This is a genomic window from Allobosea minatitlanensis (genome assembly GCF_964020775.1).
On sequence record NZ_OZ224509.1, the window covers coordinates 1,855,982 to 1,871,431 of the forward strand.

Consider the following 15,450-nt stretch of genomic DNA (forward strand, 5'->3'; position numbering starts at 1 on the left):
CCTGCGCCGGCGCTGCTGTCTGCCGGCGCGGCGTCGGCGTCAAGCCCCGACGGCTTCGCTGCGGAGAACCGGACGCATGGGCGGTGACGGCAATTTCGTGATCTGGATCGTGCTCGCGGCCGTGCCGATCGGGCTCGTGCTGATCTCGCTCTGGGCGAGGGCCCGTCCGCCGGGCGAGACCCATCTTCGGGTGCAGGAGAACGAGCCGAAGAAGCCCGACGAGCCCTGAGCTCGCCGGGGCGTCGGTGCAGGTCATTCCAGGCCGCGCGGGGGAGCCGCCGATCCGGAATGAAGCCGCGATGGCCGTCAGCCCGCGGCCGCCTCGACCGCGCGCAGGACGCGCAGCGTGTTGCCGCCGGCGAGCTTCGCCAGATTCTCCTCCGACCAGCCGCGGCGGATCAGCTCGGCGATCACGTTCGGGAATGTCGAGGTGTCTTCGAGCCCGTCCGGGTTGACCCAGCCGAAGAAGTCCGAGCCGATGCCGACATGGTCGTGGCCGATGCGTTTGGCGAGATATTCGACATGGTTGCAATACTGGGCGACCGTCGCCTTCGGGCGCGGGCCCGACCTGGCGACGATCTCGGCTTCGACCTGGGCGTGGTTCTGCCCTTCCGGCGCCTTGCCGTATTGGTCGCGGGCGGGGCGGTGCCAGTCGCGCGCGGCCTGGCTGATGAAGTCGGGCACGAAGGTCGCCATCACGACGCCGCCATTGGCCGCGACCCGGTCGAGCACGTCGTCGGGGACGTTGCGCGGATGGTCGCAGAGCGTGAAGGCGTTGGAATGCGACCAGACGACCGGCGCTTTCGAGACGTCGAGCGTGTCGTGCATCACCTTGGGCGAGACATGGGCGAGGTCGACGACCATGCCGAGCCTGTTCATCCGGCGGATCACATCCTTGCCGAAGGCGCTGAGGCCGTTATGGCGCGGCGCGTCGGTGGCGGAATCGCACCAGTCGGTCGTGCCGTTGTGGCAGAGCGTCATCAGCCGCACGCCGAGATCGTAATAGGCGTCGAGCGCGTCGAGCTCGCCATCGACCGCCGCGCCGTTCTCGATGGTCATGAACAGGGCGATGCGGCCTTCCGCCTTGGCCGCCTCGACATCGGCCGCCGTGAGACCGGGCCGGAAGACGTCGGCATGGCGCTTCAGGATGTCGCGCATCAGCGCGATCTGGGCGAGGGCGAAGCCGGCGGGGTTGGGCTGGTTCGGCGGGACATAGGCCGCGAAGAACTGGCCGGCGAGCTTGCCGGCCCGCATGCGCGGAATGTCGGTGTCGACCTCCGGGTGGACCTTGGTCAGGTCGTAGGCGGCGACGTCGCCCCTGGCCGCGGCATCCTTGCGGATGACGTAGGGCAGGTCGTTATGGCCGTCGATCAGCGGGACGCGGTCGAGCAAGGCGAGCGCGGCGGCGTAGGCATTGTCCTGGACGGGCGGTTTGGCGAGGGCCATGGCGGGATCTCGGTCGGGAATCGGGAACGCCATGGTGGCAGGCGCTGCCGCGGCAGGCGAGGGGGCAGAGCGCAGGGCTGTCATCCCGCACGTGCGACGGCGCGCAGTGCCGCTGCGCAGATGCGGGACCGCACGAAGGTAGGCGCCTCTTTCGGGGCGCGGTCCCGTGTCAGCGCAGCAGCGTTTCACGCTGCGGCGCGCACGGGATGACAGGCGCTCTTTGAAGGGCGCCCTGTGACAGGCGCTCTACGAGAAGCGCGCAGCCGCGAACGGCGCCGGATCGACGAAGACCTTCTGTCCCGTCACCATCTCGGCGATCATCCGGCCGGTGACGGCGGCCAGCGTCAGGCCGTGATGGGCGTGGCCGAAGGAGAACCACAGCCCCTTGTGCTTCGGCGCCGGGCCGATGATCGGCATCATGTCCGGCGTGCAGGGGCGCCGCCCGAGCCAGGGCTCGGCATCGACGCGCTCGCCCAGCGGGAACAGCGCCTTGGCGATCGGCTCGGCGCGGGCGAGCTGCACCGGGGTCTTGGGCGCATCGCGATCGGCGAATTCGGCGCCGGTGGTCAGGCGGATGCCCTGCAGCATCGGCGCCAGGAAATAGCCGCGCTCGGTGTCGAGCACCGGATGGTTGAGCACGGCGTTGCCCTGCGGCTTGTAATGCATGTGGTAGCCGCGCTTGACCGCGAGCGGCAGGCGGTAGCCGAGCTTGTTGGTCAGCACGTCGGCCCAGGGACCGAGCGCGACGACCACATCCTTCGCCGTGGCCTTGGTGCCGTCGGCGAGGGTGATGCTCCATTCGGCGCCCTCCTGCGTCAGCGTGCCGGCCTCGCCGAGCGCGAGCTTGCCGCCGAGTTTTTCGAACAGGGCGACATAGGCTTTCGACAGGCCGAGCGGGTCGACCACCGTGACCGGGTCGGTCCAGTGCAGGCCGCCGATCAGGCTGGCATGGTCGAGGTGCGGCTCGTCCGCCTTCAGCGCCGCCATGTCGAGCGCGCGGTAGTTCACGCCGAAATCGCGCTTCCAGCGGGCGGCCTCGGCGAGGCGCTCGTCGCGCTCCTTTTCGGTGCGGAAGACCTTCATCCAGCCCTTGCGGCGCAGGAGCGCGGTGGCGCCGGCTTCCTGCGCCAGCACGTCGTGCTCGCTGACGCAGTGCTCGATCAGCTTCGCGTATTTGCGGGCGATGGCCTCGTGCTGCGAGGCGCGCGAATGCATCCAGTAGGAGAACAGGAAGGGGGCGAGCTTCGGAAGCGCGCTCCAATGATAGGAGGCATCGATGGTGTTGTTCATCGCGTAGCGGAAGAGCGCGCCGAAATCATGCGGGAAGCCGTAAGGGTAGACGCCCTCGCGCTGGATCAGCCCGGCATTGCCGTAGCTGGTCTCCTCGCCCGGCCCGCGGCGGTCGACGAGCAGGGTGGAACGGCCCGCCTTCTGCAGATGAAGCGCCACCGAAATGCCGACGATGCCCGCGCCGAGAACAATCGTATCCACCCGCATGACCAGCTCCCGCCAACCCTTCTGCCGCGCTTTTTGCGAAGCGAAAATAGCGCTTTGCGCAGGCTTGTCAGCGGCGCGGTGGATCTTTGCGGAAGAGGGGGCGATCTTTCGCAGTTTATGTCTCGATTCTCGGGGTATTGCCGCTCTGGAGCGGATTTTCGCGACCTCTCCGCAATTTCATGCCGGCGCACCCTTTCCCTGCGGAGAAGGCGGGTGACGGCAGGCCGCCATTCGGCCAGTGTGCGGGCTCGATTTGCGAATGATTCCAGTCGGGTGACGATGTATCCAGCAACGCTTCTCGCCGCCGGCCTGGGATGGCTCGGGCGCCATGGCACGCAAGGGTTCGCGCTCTCGATCTTCCTCGGGCTGGCGCTGCCGCAATTCTCAGCGGCGGCGCGGCCGGCTCTGCCGATCACCATCTTCTGCTTCACCACGGTGGTGTTCCTGCGCCTCGATCTGCGCGTCACGGCCGGGCTGCTGCGCCGGCCGGCCCGGCTCGCCGCCGCCTGCGTCTGGCTGATCGCGGCGCCGGTGCTGCTGATCGGCGGGGCGCTCTTCCTCGCCGGCCGGGAAAGCCTCGATCCGGGCATCGTGCTCGGGCTCGCCATCATGGGCGCGGCGCCGCCGATCATGTCCTCCCCGGCGGTGGCGATCCTCTACGGCTTCGAGCCGTCGCTGATCATCGCCAGCGTCATCGTCACGACGATCGCGAGCCCGCTGGTCGCGCCGGTCCTGGTCGAGTTCCTCGCCGGGGCGGCGGTGCCGCTCGACCGGGCCTCGCTGATGCTGCGGCTGCTGATCTTCATCGGCGGCGGGATGGCGGTCGCGATCTCGCTCAGGCTCTGGCTCGGGCTCGAGCGGATCAGGGCGATGAAGGCCAATCTCGATGGCTTCGGCGTGCTGATGTATTTCATTTTCGCCATCGCCGCGATGGACGGGGTGACGGCGGCCGCGCTGGCGCAGCCGCGGCTGGTCCTGTTCGTGCTCGCCTGCGTCTTCGCCGTCTCGGCGGCGGGGCTGGTGTCGAGCTGGTTCCTGCTGCGCATCCTGGGCGCGCCGGACCGCTTCATGATCGGCTACGGCAGCGGGCAGCGGAACATGGGACTGCTGGTCGCGGCGCTGGGGGCGGGGGTCTCGCCCACCACCTTCCTGTTCTTCGCGCTGGCACAGTTCCCGATCTACCTGCTGCCCTGGCTGCTCGGCGGGCTGGCGGGCCGGATCCGGCGCCGGGAAGCTGCTGACGGGCGCTGACGCGGCGCCCTGCGAAGGTTTTCGCCATCGCAGGAGTTCGCGCCATGATCACGTTGTATTCCGGGCCGCTGAGCCTGTTCGCGCGCAAGGTCGAGATCGCGCTCAGGGAGAAAGGCCTCGCCTTCGAGCGCGTCATGGTGCCGTTCAACCAGACCACCGGCTACGACCCGAAGCATCCGGAGGTGCTGGCGCTCAACCCGAAGGGGCAGGTGCCGGTGCTGAGCGATTGCGGGCTCGTGCTCTACGATTCCACCGTGATCAACGAATATCTCGACGAGGCCTATCCCGAGCCCCGGTTGATGCCGGATAGCCCGGTGGACCGCGCCCGCTGCCGGCTCGACGAGCTCTATGCCGACGAGATCATGCTGCAGGCGCTGAAGCCGCTGATGCACCGGACCGCGCCGCCCGCGCCGGACCGCGACCGCCGCATCGCCCGGGAGGCCGACGCGCTGATCGCCGAGGAGGCGCTGGCGCGGCATTACGAGGTGCTGGAGCAGAAGCTGGCGGGGCGGGAGTTCTTCGGCGGCCGGCTCTCGCTGGCGGATATTGCGCTGTTCATGAGCGTGCTGTTCTCGCTCCGTCTCGGCGGGCCGCCGCTCGACGGCCATCCGGCGCTCTCGGCTTGGTTTGGGCGGCTCAGGCAGCGGCCGGCCTTCGTGCAGGCCGCGGCCGAGATCGCGGAGGCCGACCGGCGGCTGTCCTTTCCGGTGAAATCGCGCTCCGCCTGATTGCAGCGGGACCTGAGCGGGGGTAAACCGCCCGCCATGACCCGCCCGATCCGCATCGCCCCGTCCATCCTCTCGGCCGATTTCGCCAGGCTGGGCGAGGAGGTGCGCGCCGTCGACGCGGCCGGCGCCGACTGGATCCATTGCGACGTGATGGACGGGCATTTCGTCCCCAACATCACCTTCGGGCCGGACGTGCTGAAGGCGATCCGCCCGCACACCCAGAAATTCTTCGACGTGCATCTGATGATCGCGCCCGTCGACCCTTACGTCGAAGCCTTCGCCAAGGCCGGCGCCGACCTGATCTCCTTCCATGTCGAGGCGGGCCCGCATCCGCACCGGACGATCCAGGCGATCAAGGCGCAGGGCAAGCAGGCCGGCCTCGTGCTCAATCCCGGCACGCCGGCGGGCGCCGTCGAGGCGCTGATCGCCGATGTCGACCTGATCCTGCTGATGACGGTCAATCCCGGCTTCGGCGGGCAGAGCTTCATCCGCTCCGTGGTCGAGAAGGTTTCGCAGGTGAAGGCGCTGATCGGCGACCGCCCCGTCACGCTCGAGATCGACGGCGGCGTCACGCCCGAGACCGCGCCGCTGGTGGTCAAGGCCGGCGCCGATACGCTGGTCGCGGGCTCGGCCGTGTTCAAGGGCGGGCCTTCGGCCTATGCCGGCAATATCGACGCCATCCGCAAGGCGGCGGAAGCCGCCCGCGGCGACTGGGTTTGACGGGCTGGACCGTCGAGCGTCCTGTCGGACGGTCCGTGACGATCCAGCTCCTTGTTGCGATGCTCAAGAACGCCGGACTGAATATCGTACGCGATTCGTCCGGGCTGTCGGTATCGGCGCATGATCCGCCACCGTCATTCCGGGGCATGGCGAAGCCATGAGCCCGGAACCCAGAACCGATGCGCTTTGTCGGGAAGTCTCGATCGGGTGATGCCTTCTCGATCCGGGCCATCGGTTCCGGACTTGGGCCTTGCGGCCCGCCCCGGAATGACGGTGGTGGTTCCTTACGGGACCGGAATGGCGGTTCCCGTGCCGCGTACGATATTCGGCCCGATGATCTAGACGCCCAGATCGAGGGGCGCGAAGCCGCCGTAGATCATGCGCTTGCCGTCGAAAGGCATCGGAGTGGCGCCGGGCTGCATCGCGGGGTCTTCCGTCACCTTGGCCCAGGCGGCATCGCGGGCCTCCTTGCTCGGCCATTCGATCCAGGAAAACACCACGACCTCGTCCTCCCCGGCCTCGACGGCGCGGAAGAAGTCCGTTTGCTTGCCGCGCGGGACATCCTCCCCCCAGCACTCGACCACGCGCGTGGCGCCGTGCTGCTTGAACAGCGGGGCGGCCTTCGCCGCAAATTTACGGTATTCTTCCTTGTTGGCGTTCGGGACGGCCACGACGAAACCATCGACATAGCTCATGACGTTCCTCCTTTTTCACGCTCATATGGCCGGGCGAATCTACGCCACGCGCCCGGCCAAGTTGTGACAGCAGCGATGGCGAGCGGCGTCGGCGGTTTCCCTCCGTGCCGGCTCGTGATAGCGAGCGCATGATCTCAGCCACGTTCCGTCGAGCACACCGATGATCCCGCGTTATTCCCGCCCCGAGATGGTCGCCATCTGGGAGCCGCAGACCCGGTTCCGCATCTGGTTCGAGATCGAGGCGCATGCCACCGACAAGCTCGCCGAGCTCGGCGTGGTGCCGAAGGAGGCCGCCGCGACGATCTGGGCCAAGGCGAAGGACGCCGTCTTCGACGTCGCCCGCATCGACGAGATCGAGCGCGTCACCAAGCACGACGTCATCGCCTTCCTGACGCATCTGGCCGAGATCGTCGGGCCGGAGGCGCGCTTCGTCCACCAGGGCATGACCTCCTCGGACATCCTCGACACGACGCTCTCGGTCCAGCTCGCGCGGGCGACCGACATCCTGATCGCCGATGTCGATGCGCTGCTCGCCGCGATCAAGCGCCGCGCCTTCGAGCACAAGCTGACCCCGACGATCGGCCGCTCGCACGGCATCCATGCCGAGCCTGTCACCTTCGGGCTCAAGCTGGCGCAGGCCTATGCCGAGTTCTCGCGCTGTCGCGAGCGGCTGGTGGCGGCCCGCGCCGAGATCGCGACCTGCGCCATCTCCGGCGCGGTCGGCACCTTCGCCAATATCGACCCGCAGGTGGAGGACTATGTCGCGCGGAAGATGGGGCTCGCGGTCGAGCCGGTCTCGACCCAGGTGATCCCGCGCGACCGGCACGCGATGTATTTCGCGACGCTCGGCGTCGTCGCCTCCTGCATCGAGCGCCTGGCGACCGAGATCCGTCATCTGCAGCGCACCGAGGTCTATGAGGCGGAGGAGTTCTTCTCGCCGGGCCAGAAGGGCTCCTCGGCGATGCCGCACAAGCGCAACCCCGTCCTGACCGAGAACCTGACCGGCCTCGCGCGCCTGGTGCGCGGCATGGTCACGCCGGCGCTGGAGAACGTCGCCCTCTGGCACGAGCGCGACATCTCGCATTCCTCGGTCGAGCGCATGATCGGTCCCGACGCGACCGTGACCCTCGACTTCGCGCTGGCGCGGCTCACCGGGGTCGTCGACAAGCTGCTGATCTATCCGCAGAACATGCGCAAGAACCTCGACCGGCTCGGCGGGCTGCACAATTCGCAGCGCGTGCTGCTGGCGCTGACGCAGGCGGGCGCCAGCCGCGAGGACGCCTATGCCATGGTTCAGCGCAACGCCATGCGCACCTGGGAGCATGGCGAGGACTTCCTGACCAACCTGCTCTCCGACAGCGACGTGGCCGAGAAGCTCACGGCCTCCGAACTCAAGGCGATGTTCGACGAAGGCTACCACTTCAAGCATGTCGACACGATCTTCCGGCGTGTCTTCGGGGAAGCTTGACGGGCTGGATTCCGGCAAAGGCGAGGTTATCTACGCGTCATGAAATCCTCCGACGCCGACATCCTCATCGTTCCCGGCTGGTCGGGCTCCGGCCCCGATCATTGGCAGACCCGCTGGGAAGCCCGCCTCAAGACGGCGCGGCGCGTCGAGCAGGAGGACTGGTACAAGCCGACGCGCGACGGCTGGGCCAGCCGGATCGTCGCGGCCGTGCGGGCTTCGACCCGCCCCGTAATCCTCGTCGCGCATTCGGCCGGCGTCAGCGCGGTCGCCCATGCGGCTGAGCATCTGAAGCCGGGGGAGGTGGCGGGGGCCTTCCTGGTCGCGCCGGCCTCCGAGCGGGCCAAGCGGGCGATCCCCGGCATGGGAGAGGACTTCATCCCGCATCGGCGCGAGAAGCTGCCCTTTCCCTCGGTGCTGATCGCGAGCGCGACCGACCCCTATTGCAGCCCCGACGAGGCCAGGGCGCTCGCGCAGGCCTGGGGCTCGGAATTCGTCGATGCCGGCGATGGCGGCCATCTCAACAGCGAGTCCGGGCACGGCCCCTGGCCGGACGGGCTCCTGCGTTTCGCGGGCTTTCTCAAGAGCTTGAGCGCGGTTCCGCAGAAGGTGATTCAATAACGGATCGGGTTGGCGCGCCGATGAGCGAGGTGTGGGATCATGCCACGGCGTTCGGAGCCGTCTCGCCGTCGCCGCGAGCGTAGCGAAGCGATCCGGGCGCGGCAGGGCGCGGCGTCCCCCGGGATCGCTTCGCTACTCGCGACGACCCCTGGCGGAGGCATAAGGCAAAACCGCCCCGGCTTTCACCGGGGCGGTCTGGCGCGGAAGCCGGGATCAGCCGCCGAGATCAGTTCTCGACATAGGTGATCTTGCCGTCGGGCTGCTTCTTCCAGGTGTACATGGTGTAGTCGATGCGGGTGATGTCGCCCTTCTTGTCGAAGGCGAGATCGCCGAGCACGGTCTTGGTGGCCGTGCCGTCCTTGAGCACGGCGGCGACCTTCTTCGGGTCGGCCGAGCCGGCGCGCTTGATGCCGTCGGCGATGATCTGCACGCCGGAATAGGCATAGAGCGTGTAGGCTTCCGGCTTGAAGTTCCGGGTCTCGAAGCGCTTGATCACCGCGGCGGCTTCCGGGCGCTTCTGCGGATCGGGGGCGAAGGTCATCAGCGTGCCCTCGACGCCCGGCCCGCCGATGGCGGCGAATTCGTCGGTGGTGATGCCGTCGCCCGAGATCAGCGTCGCCTGGATGCCCTGGTCGCGCATCTGGCGCACGATCAGGCCGCCCTCGGTGTGCAGGCCGCCCCAGTAGACATAGTCCGCGCCGGTCGACTTGATCTTGGAGACCAGCGCCGAGAAGTCCTTCTCGCCGGCGTTCACACCTTCGTAGAGCACTTCCTTGATGCCGGCCTTCTGGAGCCCCTTCAGCGTCTCGTCGGCCAGCCCCTTGCCGTAGGTGGTCTTGTCGTGGACCACGGCGATCTTCTTGCCCTTGAGGTTCTTGGCGATGTACTCGGCGGCGACGGTGCCCTGCTGGTCGTCGCGGCCGCAGATGCGGAAGGTGTTCCACAGGCCGCGCTCGGTGACCTGCGGGTTGGTCGAGGCCGGGGTGATCACCAGCGTCCCGTTCTCGGCATAGACCTCCGAGGCCGGCATGGTGACGCCCGAATTGAAGTGGCCGACCACGTATTTGACGCCGTCGCCGACGAACTTGTTGGCGACGGAGACACCCTGCTTCGGATCGGAGACGTCGTCGCCGAGGACGATCTCGATCTTCTGGCCGTTGATGCCACCGGCGGCGTTGATGTCGGCGGCGGCCTGCTCGGCGCCGTTCTTGAGCTGCGCGCCGAAGGCGGCGTTGGGACCCGTCAGCGGGCCGCCGACGCCGATCTTGATCTGCGCGCTGGCCACGCCGGAGAAGGCGATGACCGCGCCGAGCGCAATGCCGCCCAACAGCAGTTTCTTCATGTGATGCGACTCCCCTCTAAGGAACTGTTCAACGGGCTTTTTCTCGATCTTGCCCGTCTCGGCGCGCCGGGCCGCCCCAAACCGCAATCCTGCGTGTTTCAAGCCGGCTCCCACGCGACAAGCTCGTCGATCTTTCAGGACAATTCCGGCCTGATCACGGCGCCCGGGCGCGGCTTCCAGCCGAAGGGGCCGGCGCTCTCGAACAGCCAGTGATATTGCCGCGTCATCTGCCGGGCGCGGGTGTAGCGCCAGCCGGCGAAGCCGAAGGCGAGCAGCACGACCACGTCGACCAGATAGTAATGCACCGTCAGCAGCGTCGCCTCGAACAGCGCGAAATGGATGAAGCGCACGAACAGCCCGAGGATCAGCATGTAGACGACGAGCTGCCAGTTCGGCCGCCAGGTCAGGGCGATGGCGCGGCCCGCCATCCAGGCGAGCCAGCCGCCCATCACCACCGTCACCAGCAGGAAGAGCCAGACCGTGGGTTCTTCGTAGAGGATGCCTTGCATCTGCTGCTCCAGGCTTCACCGGGCTCCCAGGACCGCCGACATCGCCTCAAGCGATGGCATGGGCGGCCACGGGCCGTCTCTCATCAAAAAGTTGCAGCGGGGGCGCCGCCCCCGGCCGCGTCTCAGTGCCGGCCGCCTTCGAGATAGGCGGCGCGGACCTGCGGATTGGCGAGCAGCTCCTTGCCGGTGCCGCTCATGGTGATGACGCCGTTGACCATCACATAGCCGCGATGGGCGAGCTTGAGGGCGTGGAAGGCGTTCTGCTCGACCAGGAAGACGGTCAGCCCCTGCGTCCGGTTGAGCTCGCGGATCGCCTCGAAGATCTGCTTGACGATCAGGGGCGCGAGGCCGAGCGAGGGCTCGTCCAGCAGCAGCAGCCTCGGGCGCGCCATCAGGGCGCGGGCGATCGCCACCATCTGCTGCTCGCCGCCCGAAAGGGTGCCGCCGCGCTGCTGCAGCCGCTCCTTGACGCGCGGGAAGAGCACGCAGATCTTTTCGAGGTCCTCGTCGAAATGCTCGAAATTGCGCACCGCCGCGCCCATCTGCAGGTTCTCGTAGACGGTCATGCGCGGGAAGATGCGGCGACCTTCCGGCGACTGCGCTATTCCCAGGCGGGCGATCTCGTGGCTCGGCATCCGGGTGATGTCCCGGCCCTCATAGGTGATCGTGCCTTCGCGGGCCTGCGGATTGCCGAAGATCGTCATCATCAGCGTCGATTTCCCGGCGCCGTTGGCGCCGATCATCGTCACGATCTCGCCGGCGTTGACGTCGATGTCGACGCCCTTCAGCGCGATGATGTTGCCGTAATAGGTCTTGATGCCGCGGGCGGTCAGCAGGGCTTGAGTCATGGTCACGAGATGCCGACCTCCGCTTCCACCTCGTCGACCTCTTCGTCGTCGACGCCGAGATAGGCGGCGATGACCTTCGGGTCGGCCTGGACCTCCGCCGGCGTGCCGTCGGCGATCTTGGTGCCGTAGTCGAGCACCACGACATGGTCGGAGATCTCCATCACCACCGACATGTCGTGCTCGATCAGCAGCAGCGCCGTTCCGAGATCCTTCCGGATCGAGAGCAGCAATTCGTTGAGGTCGTGGCTCTCGCGCGGGTTGAGGCCGGCGGCCGGCTCGTCGAGACAGAGCAGGACCGGGTCGGTGCACATGGCGCGCGCGATCTCGAGCCGGCGCTGGTCGCCATAGGGCAGGTCGGCGGCGGGGTCGTCGGCGCGATGGGTGAGGTCGATCTTGTCGAGCCAGAACCTCGCCTTCTCGATCGCCTCCTTCTCGCGCGCCCGGTAGTTGCCGACGCCGAGCACGCCGAGGAAGGTGAAGCCGGAGGCGCGCATCAGCGGGTTGTGCTGGGCGACGAGCAGGTTCTCCAGCACCGTCATGCCGCCGAAGAGGCGGATGTTCTGGAAGGTGCGGGCGACCTTGGCCTTCCAGGAGATGCGGAAGTCCGGCATGCGCTCCAGCAGGTAGCTGGTGCCGTCGTCCTGGGTCAGAGTGATCATGCCCTGCGTCGGCTTGTAGAAGCCCGTGATGCAGTTGAACACCGTGGTCTTGCCGGCGCCGTTGGGGCCGATCAGCGCGGTGATCTCGCCCTTGCGGGCCGCGAAGGAAAGGCCGTTGACGGCGGTGAGGCCGCCGAAGCGCATGGTGACGTGCTCGACCTCCAGCAGAGGCCGGCCGGTGGCTGCGGGTGCGGTCGCCATCAGCCGTGGCCCTCCTGCACGAGGTCGGAGGAGATCTGCTTCTTCTCCTTGAGGAAGGCGGTGGGCTCGCGCACCGAGATCAGCCCGCGGGGCTTCCAGATCATGATCACGACCATGGCGAAGCCGAAGATCAGCATGCGGTATTTGGTCGGGTCGAAATCGGGGCCGAAGATCGCCTTCATCCATTCGAGCTCGCGCAGCAGCTCGGTGCCGCCGATCATGGCGATGGCGGCGATGGCGCAGCCCCAGAGCGAGCCCATGCCGCCGAGCACGACGATGGCCAGGATCACCGCCGATTCCATGAAGGTGAAGGATTCAGGGCTGATGAAGCCCTGGCGTGCCGCGAAGAAGGAGCCGGCGAAGCCGCCGAACATGGCCCCGATCGAGAAGGCGGTGAGCTTGGTGTTGGTGGTGTTGATGCCGAGCGAGCGGCAGGCGATCTCGTCCTCGCGCAGCGCCTCCCAGGCGCGCCCGACCGGCAGGCGTCGCAGGCGCAGCGTCACGAAGGCGGTCAGCAAAGCGAGGCAGAGGATCAGGTAATAGAGGAAGATCGTTCGGTAGAGCGGCGAGAATTCCAGCCCGAACACCGCCGCGAAGCCGTCATCCGCCGCGGTGAACGGAATGCCGAAGAAGCTCGGGCGCGGGATGCCGGAGATGCCGGCATAGCCGTTCGAGAAATCGGTCCAGTTGACCAGGACGAGGCGGATGATCTCGCCGAAGGCCAGCGTCACGATGGCGAGGTAGTCGCCGCGCAGGCGCAGCACCGGGAAGCCGAGCAGCATGCCCCAGAACGAGGCGAGGATGCCGGCGAGCGGCAGCAGCAGCCAGAAGGACAGGCCGAAATTCTTGGCGAGCAGCGCATAGGAATAGGCGCCGACCGCATAGAAGGCGACATAGCCGAGATCGAGCAGGCCGGCGAGGCCGACGACGATGTTCAGCCCCCAGCCGAGCATCACGTAGATCAGGATCTGGACGCCGAAATTGTCGATCCATTTCAGCGAGCCGCCCCAGCCGGCAAGCCCGATCGCGATCGCCGGGAAGGTGATCAGGAAGCCCAGCCCGAAGAGCGAGAACAGCCGCGAATGGCGCTGGAAGAAGGCGATCGTGCCATGCGGCAGCAGGCGCACCGCCGGCTTGCCGGGGACGCGGCTCTGCTGGCGCAGCGCCACCAGGAAGCGGCCGACGAAGACGATGCCGACCGCCCAGGCGACCGCGCCCCAGCGCGGATCGAGGATGAGGACGTTGTCGAGGTTCTGGCGCGTGCCCCAGGCGATGATCGGGATGCACAGGCCGAGCGTGACGAGGGCGGCGAAGCCGGCCTCCTTGAGGGCGGCCCCGAGGTCGCGGGTCCTGGCGGGGGATTGGGCGGAGGCCGCGGCGGCCGGGCCGGTGGTCTGGATCGTCGCCATGGCGTCAGACCTTCTCGACTTCAGGCCGGCCGAGGATGCCCGACGGCATGAAGACCAGCACGATGGCGAGGATGCAGAAGGCGGCCACGTCCTTGTAGTCGATGGTGAAATAGGCCGACCACATCACCTCGATCAGGCCGATCAGCAGCCCGCCCAGCACCGCGCCGGGCAGCGAGCCGATGCCGCCGAGCACCGCCGCGGTGAAGGCCTTGACGCCGGGCACGAAGCCGTCGGCGAAGTTCACCACCCCGTAGAGCACCAGGAACATCACGCCGGCCACCGCCGCCAGCGCCGCGCCCATCACGAAGGTGATCGAGATGGTGCGGTCGACGTCGATGCCGAGCAGGGCGGCCATCTTGCGGTCCTGCTCGCAGGCGCGCTGGGCGCGGCCGAGGGGGGTCTTCTGGACGACGTACCAGAAGGCGAGCAGAAGCACCGCCGTGGTTACCACGATGACGATCTGCTTGTAGGAGATCTGGACGGAGTAGACCGAGCTCTCGATCAGCGTGATCGACTTGTTCAGGATCGGCGGGATCGACTTGTTGCGCGGGCCCTGGGCCACCTGGACGAAATTGGACAGGAAGATCGACATGCCGATCGCCGAGATCAGCGGCGCCAGGCGGAAGGAGCCGCGCAGCGGCCGGTAGGCCAACCGCTCGATCGTCCAGCTCCACAGCGAGGTGAAGAACATCGCCAGGCCCAGCACGATGATCAGCGCCAGCATCACCATGCCGGCGCTGGCGCCGAGGACGGCGGTGACCAGCATGAAGAAGATCAGGGCGATGAAGGCGGAGAGCATGAAGATGTCGCCATGGGCGAAGTTCACCATGCCGATGATGCCGAACACCATCGTGTAGCCGATGGCGATGAGACCGTAGATCGATCCCAGTGTCAGCCCGTTGATGAGCTGCTGCAGAAAGACTTCCATTGAAAACGCCGACCCCTCGAACCAGCTCCCGTTCTTGGCGTCGGCATGTCGCCGGCGCATGCGGGATGCGATTGCCATGCAGAGCTACCAATGGCTTGCGGCAGCGACAATCACCCCGGTCCATTTTTCTGTCAAAAGCAATCTCGCGCGAATCATCCCTCGAACAGGCCGAATTCTGTGCGAAACCGCCTCCATTTCGCGCATGATGATTGTGCCTTGAGCAGCGTCGTTCCGCGGCGGAAGGGCCTCCGGTCTGCGGATTCCGCCGCTCCGGGCTGCTTCCGGCCCTCTCGACATGGCAGGCGAGGGCGCAGGCGGCGGGGCTCGAATCCCGCCGCCGCGGCCCGCCTCCGCGGGCGAGGCTTCCGCCAAAGGTATGAGGCCGTCGCGGCTCCTCCGGCCGGCATGCGGCGGCGACCCGGGCGCGGCTGCCCAGCGGGGGCGGGCGTGGATTCGTGGGAGCGCGCGGCCGTTGCAGCGGTCGTCTGGCAATCGCCGGTGCGAGCCGCTACATGGGCAGGAGCCGCGTTTCCAGCCGCAGAGCCGATGACAAGCACCGTCCAACCCTTCCCGCCGGAGGCGGAGCCGCCTCCGGGGCAGGCTTTTCGCGATGCGATGGCGCAGGTCGCCAGCGCCGTCCATGTCGTCACCACGATCGGGCCGGCCGGGCGGGTCGGCATGACGGCGACGGCCGTCGCCTCCGTCTCGGACGCGCCGCCGACGGTGCTCGTCTGCATCGAGCGCTCCAGCCGCACGCTCGCGGCTATCGAGGCGAGCGGCGTCTTCTGCGTCAATACCTTGCCCGGGGACCTGGTCGGGACGGCCGAGATCTTCGCCAACCGGCGCGGCCTGCAGGGCGAGGAGCGATTCGCCGCCGGCGACTGGGGCACGCTCGTCACCGGCTCGCCGGCGCTGCGCGACGCGCTGGCGGCGTTCGACTGCCGGCTGGTCGCCAGCCACGACATCGCGACCCATCGGGTCCTGGTCGGGGAGGTGGCCGGACTCGGCGGCGCCGGGCGGGGCGGCAGCCTGATCTACCGGCGCCGGCAGTTCGAGGCGGTCTGAGCCGCGCCGGCCGCCGCGCCCCTTGTGCAGGCGCGGGCTTTTCGCCCATGGATAGGAAGACAGGAC

The 15,450-nt window shown here is 67.8% G+C and carries 16 protein-coding genes; 7 read left to right on the top strand and 9 right to left on the bottom strand.

Features of this window, described 5'->3' with window-relative positions; translation table 11 throughout:
- Positions 1-76: 76 nt before the first annotated feature.
- Positions 77-229, top strand: a complete 153-nt coding sequence (locus tag ACWH43_RS09095; RefSeq protein WP_158445864.1) for an intracellular growth attenuator family protein — start codon at positions 77-79, stop codon at positions 227-229.
- Positions 230-306: 77 nt separating this feature from the next.
- Here the strand turns inward: ACWH43_RS09095 and ACWH43_RS09100 are convergent, their stop codons facing one another.
- Together ACWH43_RS09100 and ACWH43_RS09105 are read right to left on the bottom strand one after the other, a co-directional pair.
- Positions 307-1,446: a dipeptidase gene (locus tag ACWH43_RS09100; protein WP_158445865.1), complete on the bottom strand. Its 1,140-nt coding sequence runs from the start codon at positions 1,444-1,446 to the stop codon at positions 307-309.
- Positions 1,447-1,692: 246 nt separating this feature from the next.
- Positions 1,693-2,943 carry an NAD(P)/FAD-dependent oxidoreductase gene (locus ACWH43_RS09105; RefSeq protein WP_158445866.1) on the bottom strand — a complete coding sequence of 417 codons (1,251 nt, stop codon included), beginning with the start codon at positions 2,941-2,943 and terminating at the stop codon, positions 1,693-1,695.
- Between the two features lie 273 nt (positions 2,944-3,216).
- Here ACWH43_RS09105 and ACWH43_RS09110 point away from each other — a divergent pair, with 273 nt between their 5' ends.
- The 3 genes from ACWH43_RS09110 to rpe are packed head-to-tail and all read left to right on the top strand — an operon-like array spanning position 3,217 to position 5,642.
- Positions 3,217-4,194 (top strand): hypothetical protein, encoded by a 978-nt coding sequence (locus ACWH43_RS09110; RefSeq protein ID WP_158445867.1) that lies wholly within the window; start codon positions 3,217-3,219, stop codon positions 4,192-4,194.
- Positions 4,195-4,238: 44 nt separating this feature from the next.
- The gene (locus ACWH43_RS09115; protein WP_260347777.1) at positions 4,239-4,922 is read left to right on the top strand and encodes a glutathione S-transferase family protein; all 684 of its coding nucleotides are present in this window, start codon (positions 4,239-4,241) and stop codon (positions 4,920-4,922) included.
- A 36-nt stretch (positions 4,923-4,958) separates the two neighbouring features.
- Complete coding sequence (gene rpe / locus ACWH43_RS09120) at positions 4,959-5,642, top strand: ribulose-phosphate 3-epimerase (protein ID WP_158445868.1); 684 nt, start codon at positions 4,959-4,961, stop codon at positions 5,640-5,642.
- A 338-nt stretch (positions 5,643-5,980) separates the two neighbouring features.
- Here the strand turns inward: rpe and ACWH43_RS09125 are convergent, their stop codons facing one another.
- Complete coding sequence (locus tag ACWH43_RS09125; protein WP_158445869.1) at positions 5,981-6,337, bottom strand: DUF1428 domain-containing protein; 357 nt, start codon at positions 6,335-6,337, stop codon at positions 5,981-5,983.
- A gap of 160 nt (positions 6,338-6,497) precedes the next feature.
- Between ACWH43_RS09125 and purB the strand changes: the two genes are divergently transcribed.
- On the top strand, positions 6,498-7,805 hold the full coding sequence (purB, locus tag ACWH43_RS09130) for an adenylosuccinate lyase (RefSeq protein WP_158445870.1): 1,308 nt from the start codon (positions 6,498-6,500) through the stop codon (positions 7,803-7,805).
- Between the two features lie 39 nt (positions 7,806-7,844).
- A complete protein-coding gene (locus ACWH43_RS09135) occupies positions 7,845-8,423 on the top strand; it encodes an RBBP9/YdeN family alpha/beta hydrolase (protein ID WP_158445871.1) in 579 nt (192 codons plus the stop codon).
- Between the two features lie 226 nt (positions 8,424-8,649).
- Here ACWH43_RS09135 and ACWH43_RS09140 read toward each other — a convergent pair whose 3' ends face one another.
- The 6 genes from ACWH43_RS09140 to ACWH43_RS09165 all read right to left on the bottom strand — a co-directional run bounded on the left by ACWH43_RS09140 (position 8,650) and on the right by ACWH43_RS09165 (position 14,319).
- Complete coding sequence (locus tag ACWH43_RS09140) at positions 8,650-9,765, bottom strand: branched-chain amino acid ABC transporter substrate-binding protein (RefSeq protein WP_158445872.1); 1,116 nt, start codon at positions 9,763-9,765, stop codon at positions 8,650-8,652.
- 134 nt (positions 9,766-9,899) lie between these two features.
- On the bottom strand, positions 9,900-10,274 hold the full coding sequence (locus ACWH43_RS09145; RefSeq protein ID WP_158445873.1) for a DUF6867 family protein: 375 nt from the start codon (positions 10,272-10,274) through the stop codon (positions 9,900-9,902).
- A 122-nt stretch (positions 10,275-10,396) separates the two neighbouring features.
- On the bottom strand, positions 10,397-11,122 hold the full coding sequence (locus ACWH43_RS09150; protein WP_158445892.1) for an ABC transporter ATP-binding protein: 726 nt from the start codon (positions 11,120-11,122) through the stop codon (positions 10,397-10,399).
- Positions 11,123-11,124: 2 nt separating this feature from the next.
- Complete coding sequence (locus ACWH43_RS09155; RefSeq protein ID WP_158445874.1) at positions 11,125-11,982, bottom strand: ABC transporter ATP-binding protein; 858 nt, start codon at positions 11,980-11,982, stop codon at positions 11,125-11,127.
- On the bottom strand, positions 11,982-13,391 hold the full coding sequence (gene livM / locus ACWH43_RS09160; RefSeq protein ID WP_158445875.1) for a high-affinity branched-chain amino acid ABC transporter permease LivM: 1,410 nt from the start codon (positions 13,389-13,391) through the stop codon (positions 11,982-11,984). Before livM ends, ACWH43_RS09155 begins: the two co-directional genes overlap by 1 nt.
- Positions 13,392-13,395: 4 nt before the next feature.
- Positions 13,396-14,319 carry an ABC transporter permease subunit gene (locus tag ACWH43_RS09165; RefSeq protein WP_158445876.1) on the bottom strand — a complete coding sequence of 308 codons (924 nt, stop codon included), beginning with the start codon at positions 14,317-14,319 and terminating at the stop codon, positions 13,396-13,398.
- 546 nt (positions 14,320-14,865) lie between these two features.
- Between ACWH43_RS09165 and ACWH43_RS09170 the strand changes: the two genes are divergently transcribed.
- Positions 14,866-15,384, top strand: a complete 519-nt coding sequence (locus ACWH43_RS09170; RefSeq protein WP_158445877.1) for a flavin reductase — start codon at positions 14,866-14,868, stop codon at positions 15,382-15,384.
- Positions 15,385-15,450 lie beyond the last annotated feature (66 nt).

What these genes read in the sequence shown, in the direction of transcription:
- ACWH43_RS09095 (WP_158445864.1), top strand. Translation starts at nt 77, where the DNA reads ATGGGCGGTGACGGCAATTTCGTGATCTGGATCGTGCTCGCGGCCGTG.
- ACWH43_RS09100 (WP_158445865.1), bottom strand. Translation starts at nt 1,446, where the DNA reads ATGGCCCTCGCCAAACCGCCCGTCCAGGACAATGCCTACGCCGCCGCG.
- ACWH43_RS09105 (WP_158445866.1), bottom strand. Translation starts at nt 2,943, where the DNA reads ATGCGGGTGGATACGATTGTTCTCGGCGCGGGCATCGTCGGCATTTCG.
- ACWH43_RS09115 (WP_260347777.1), top strand. Translation starts at nt 4,239, where the DNA reads ATGATCACGTTGTATTCCGGGCCGCTGAGCCTGTTCGCGCGCAAGGTC.
- rpe (WP_158445868.1), top strand. Translation starts at nt 4,959, where the DNA reads ATGACCCGCCCGATCCGCATCGCCCCGTCCATCCTCTCGGCCGATTTC.
- ACWH43_RS09125 (WP_158445869.1), bottom strand. Translation starts at nt 6,337, where the DNA reads ATGAGCTATGTCGATGGTTTCGTCGTGGCCGTCCCGAACGCCAACAAG.
- purB (WP_158445870.1), top strand. Translation starts at nt 6,498, where the DNA reads ATGATCCCGCGTTATTCCCGCCCCGAGATGGTCGCCATCTGGGAGCCG.
- ACWH43_RS09135 (WP_158445871.1), top strand. Translation starts at nt 7,845, where the DNA reads ATGAAATCCTCCGACGCCGACATCCTCATCGTTCCCGGCTGGTCGGGC.
- ACWH43_RS09140 (WP_158445872.1), bottom strand. Translation starts at nt 9,765, where the DNA reads ATGAAGAAACTGCTGTTGGGCGGCATTGCGCTCGGCGCGGTCATCGCC.
- ACWH43_RS09145 (WP_158445873.1), bottom strand. Translation starts at nt 10,274, where the DNA reads ATGCAAGGCATCCTCTACGAAGAACCCACGGTCTGGCTCTTCCTGCTG.
- ACWH43_RS09150 (WP_158445892.1), bottom strand. Translation starts at nt 11,122, where the DNA reads ATGACTCAAGCCCTGCTGACCGCCCGCGGCATCAAGACCTATTACGGC.
- ACWH43_RS09155 (WP_158445874.1), bottom strand. Translation starts at nt 11,982, where the DNA reads ATGGCGACCGCACCCGCAGCCACCGGCCGGCCTCTGCTGGAGGTCGAG.
- livM (WP_158445875.1), bottom strand. Translation starts at nt 13,391, where the DNA reads ATGGCGACGATCCAGACCACCGGCCCGGCCGCCGCGGCCTCCGCCCAA.
- ACWH43_RS09165 (WP_158445876.1), bottom strand. Translation starts at nt 14,319, where the DNA reads ATGGAAGTCTTTCTGCAGCAGCTCATCAACGGGCTGACACTGGGATCG.
- ACWH43_RS09170 (WP_158445877.1), top strand. Translation starts at nt 14,866, where the DNA reads ATGACAAGCACCGTCCAACCCTTCCCGCCGGAGGCGGAGCCGCCTCCG.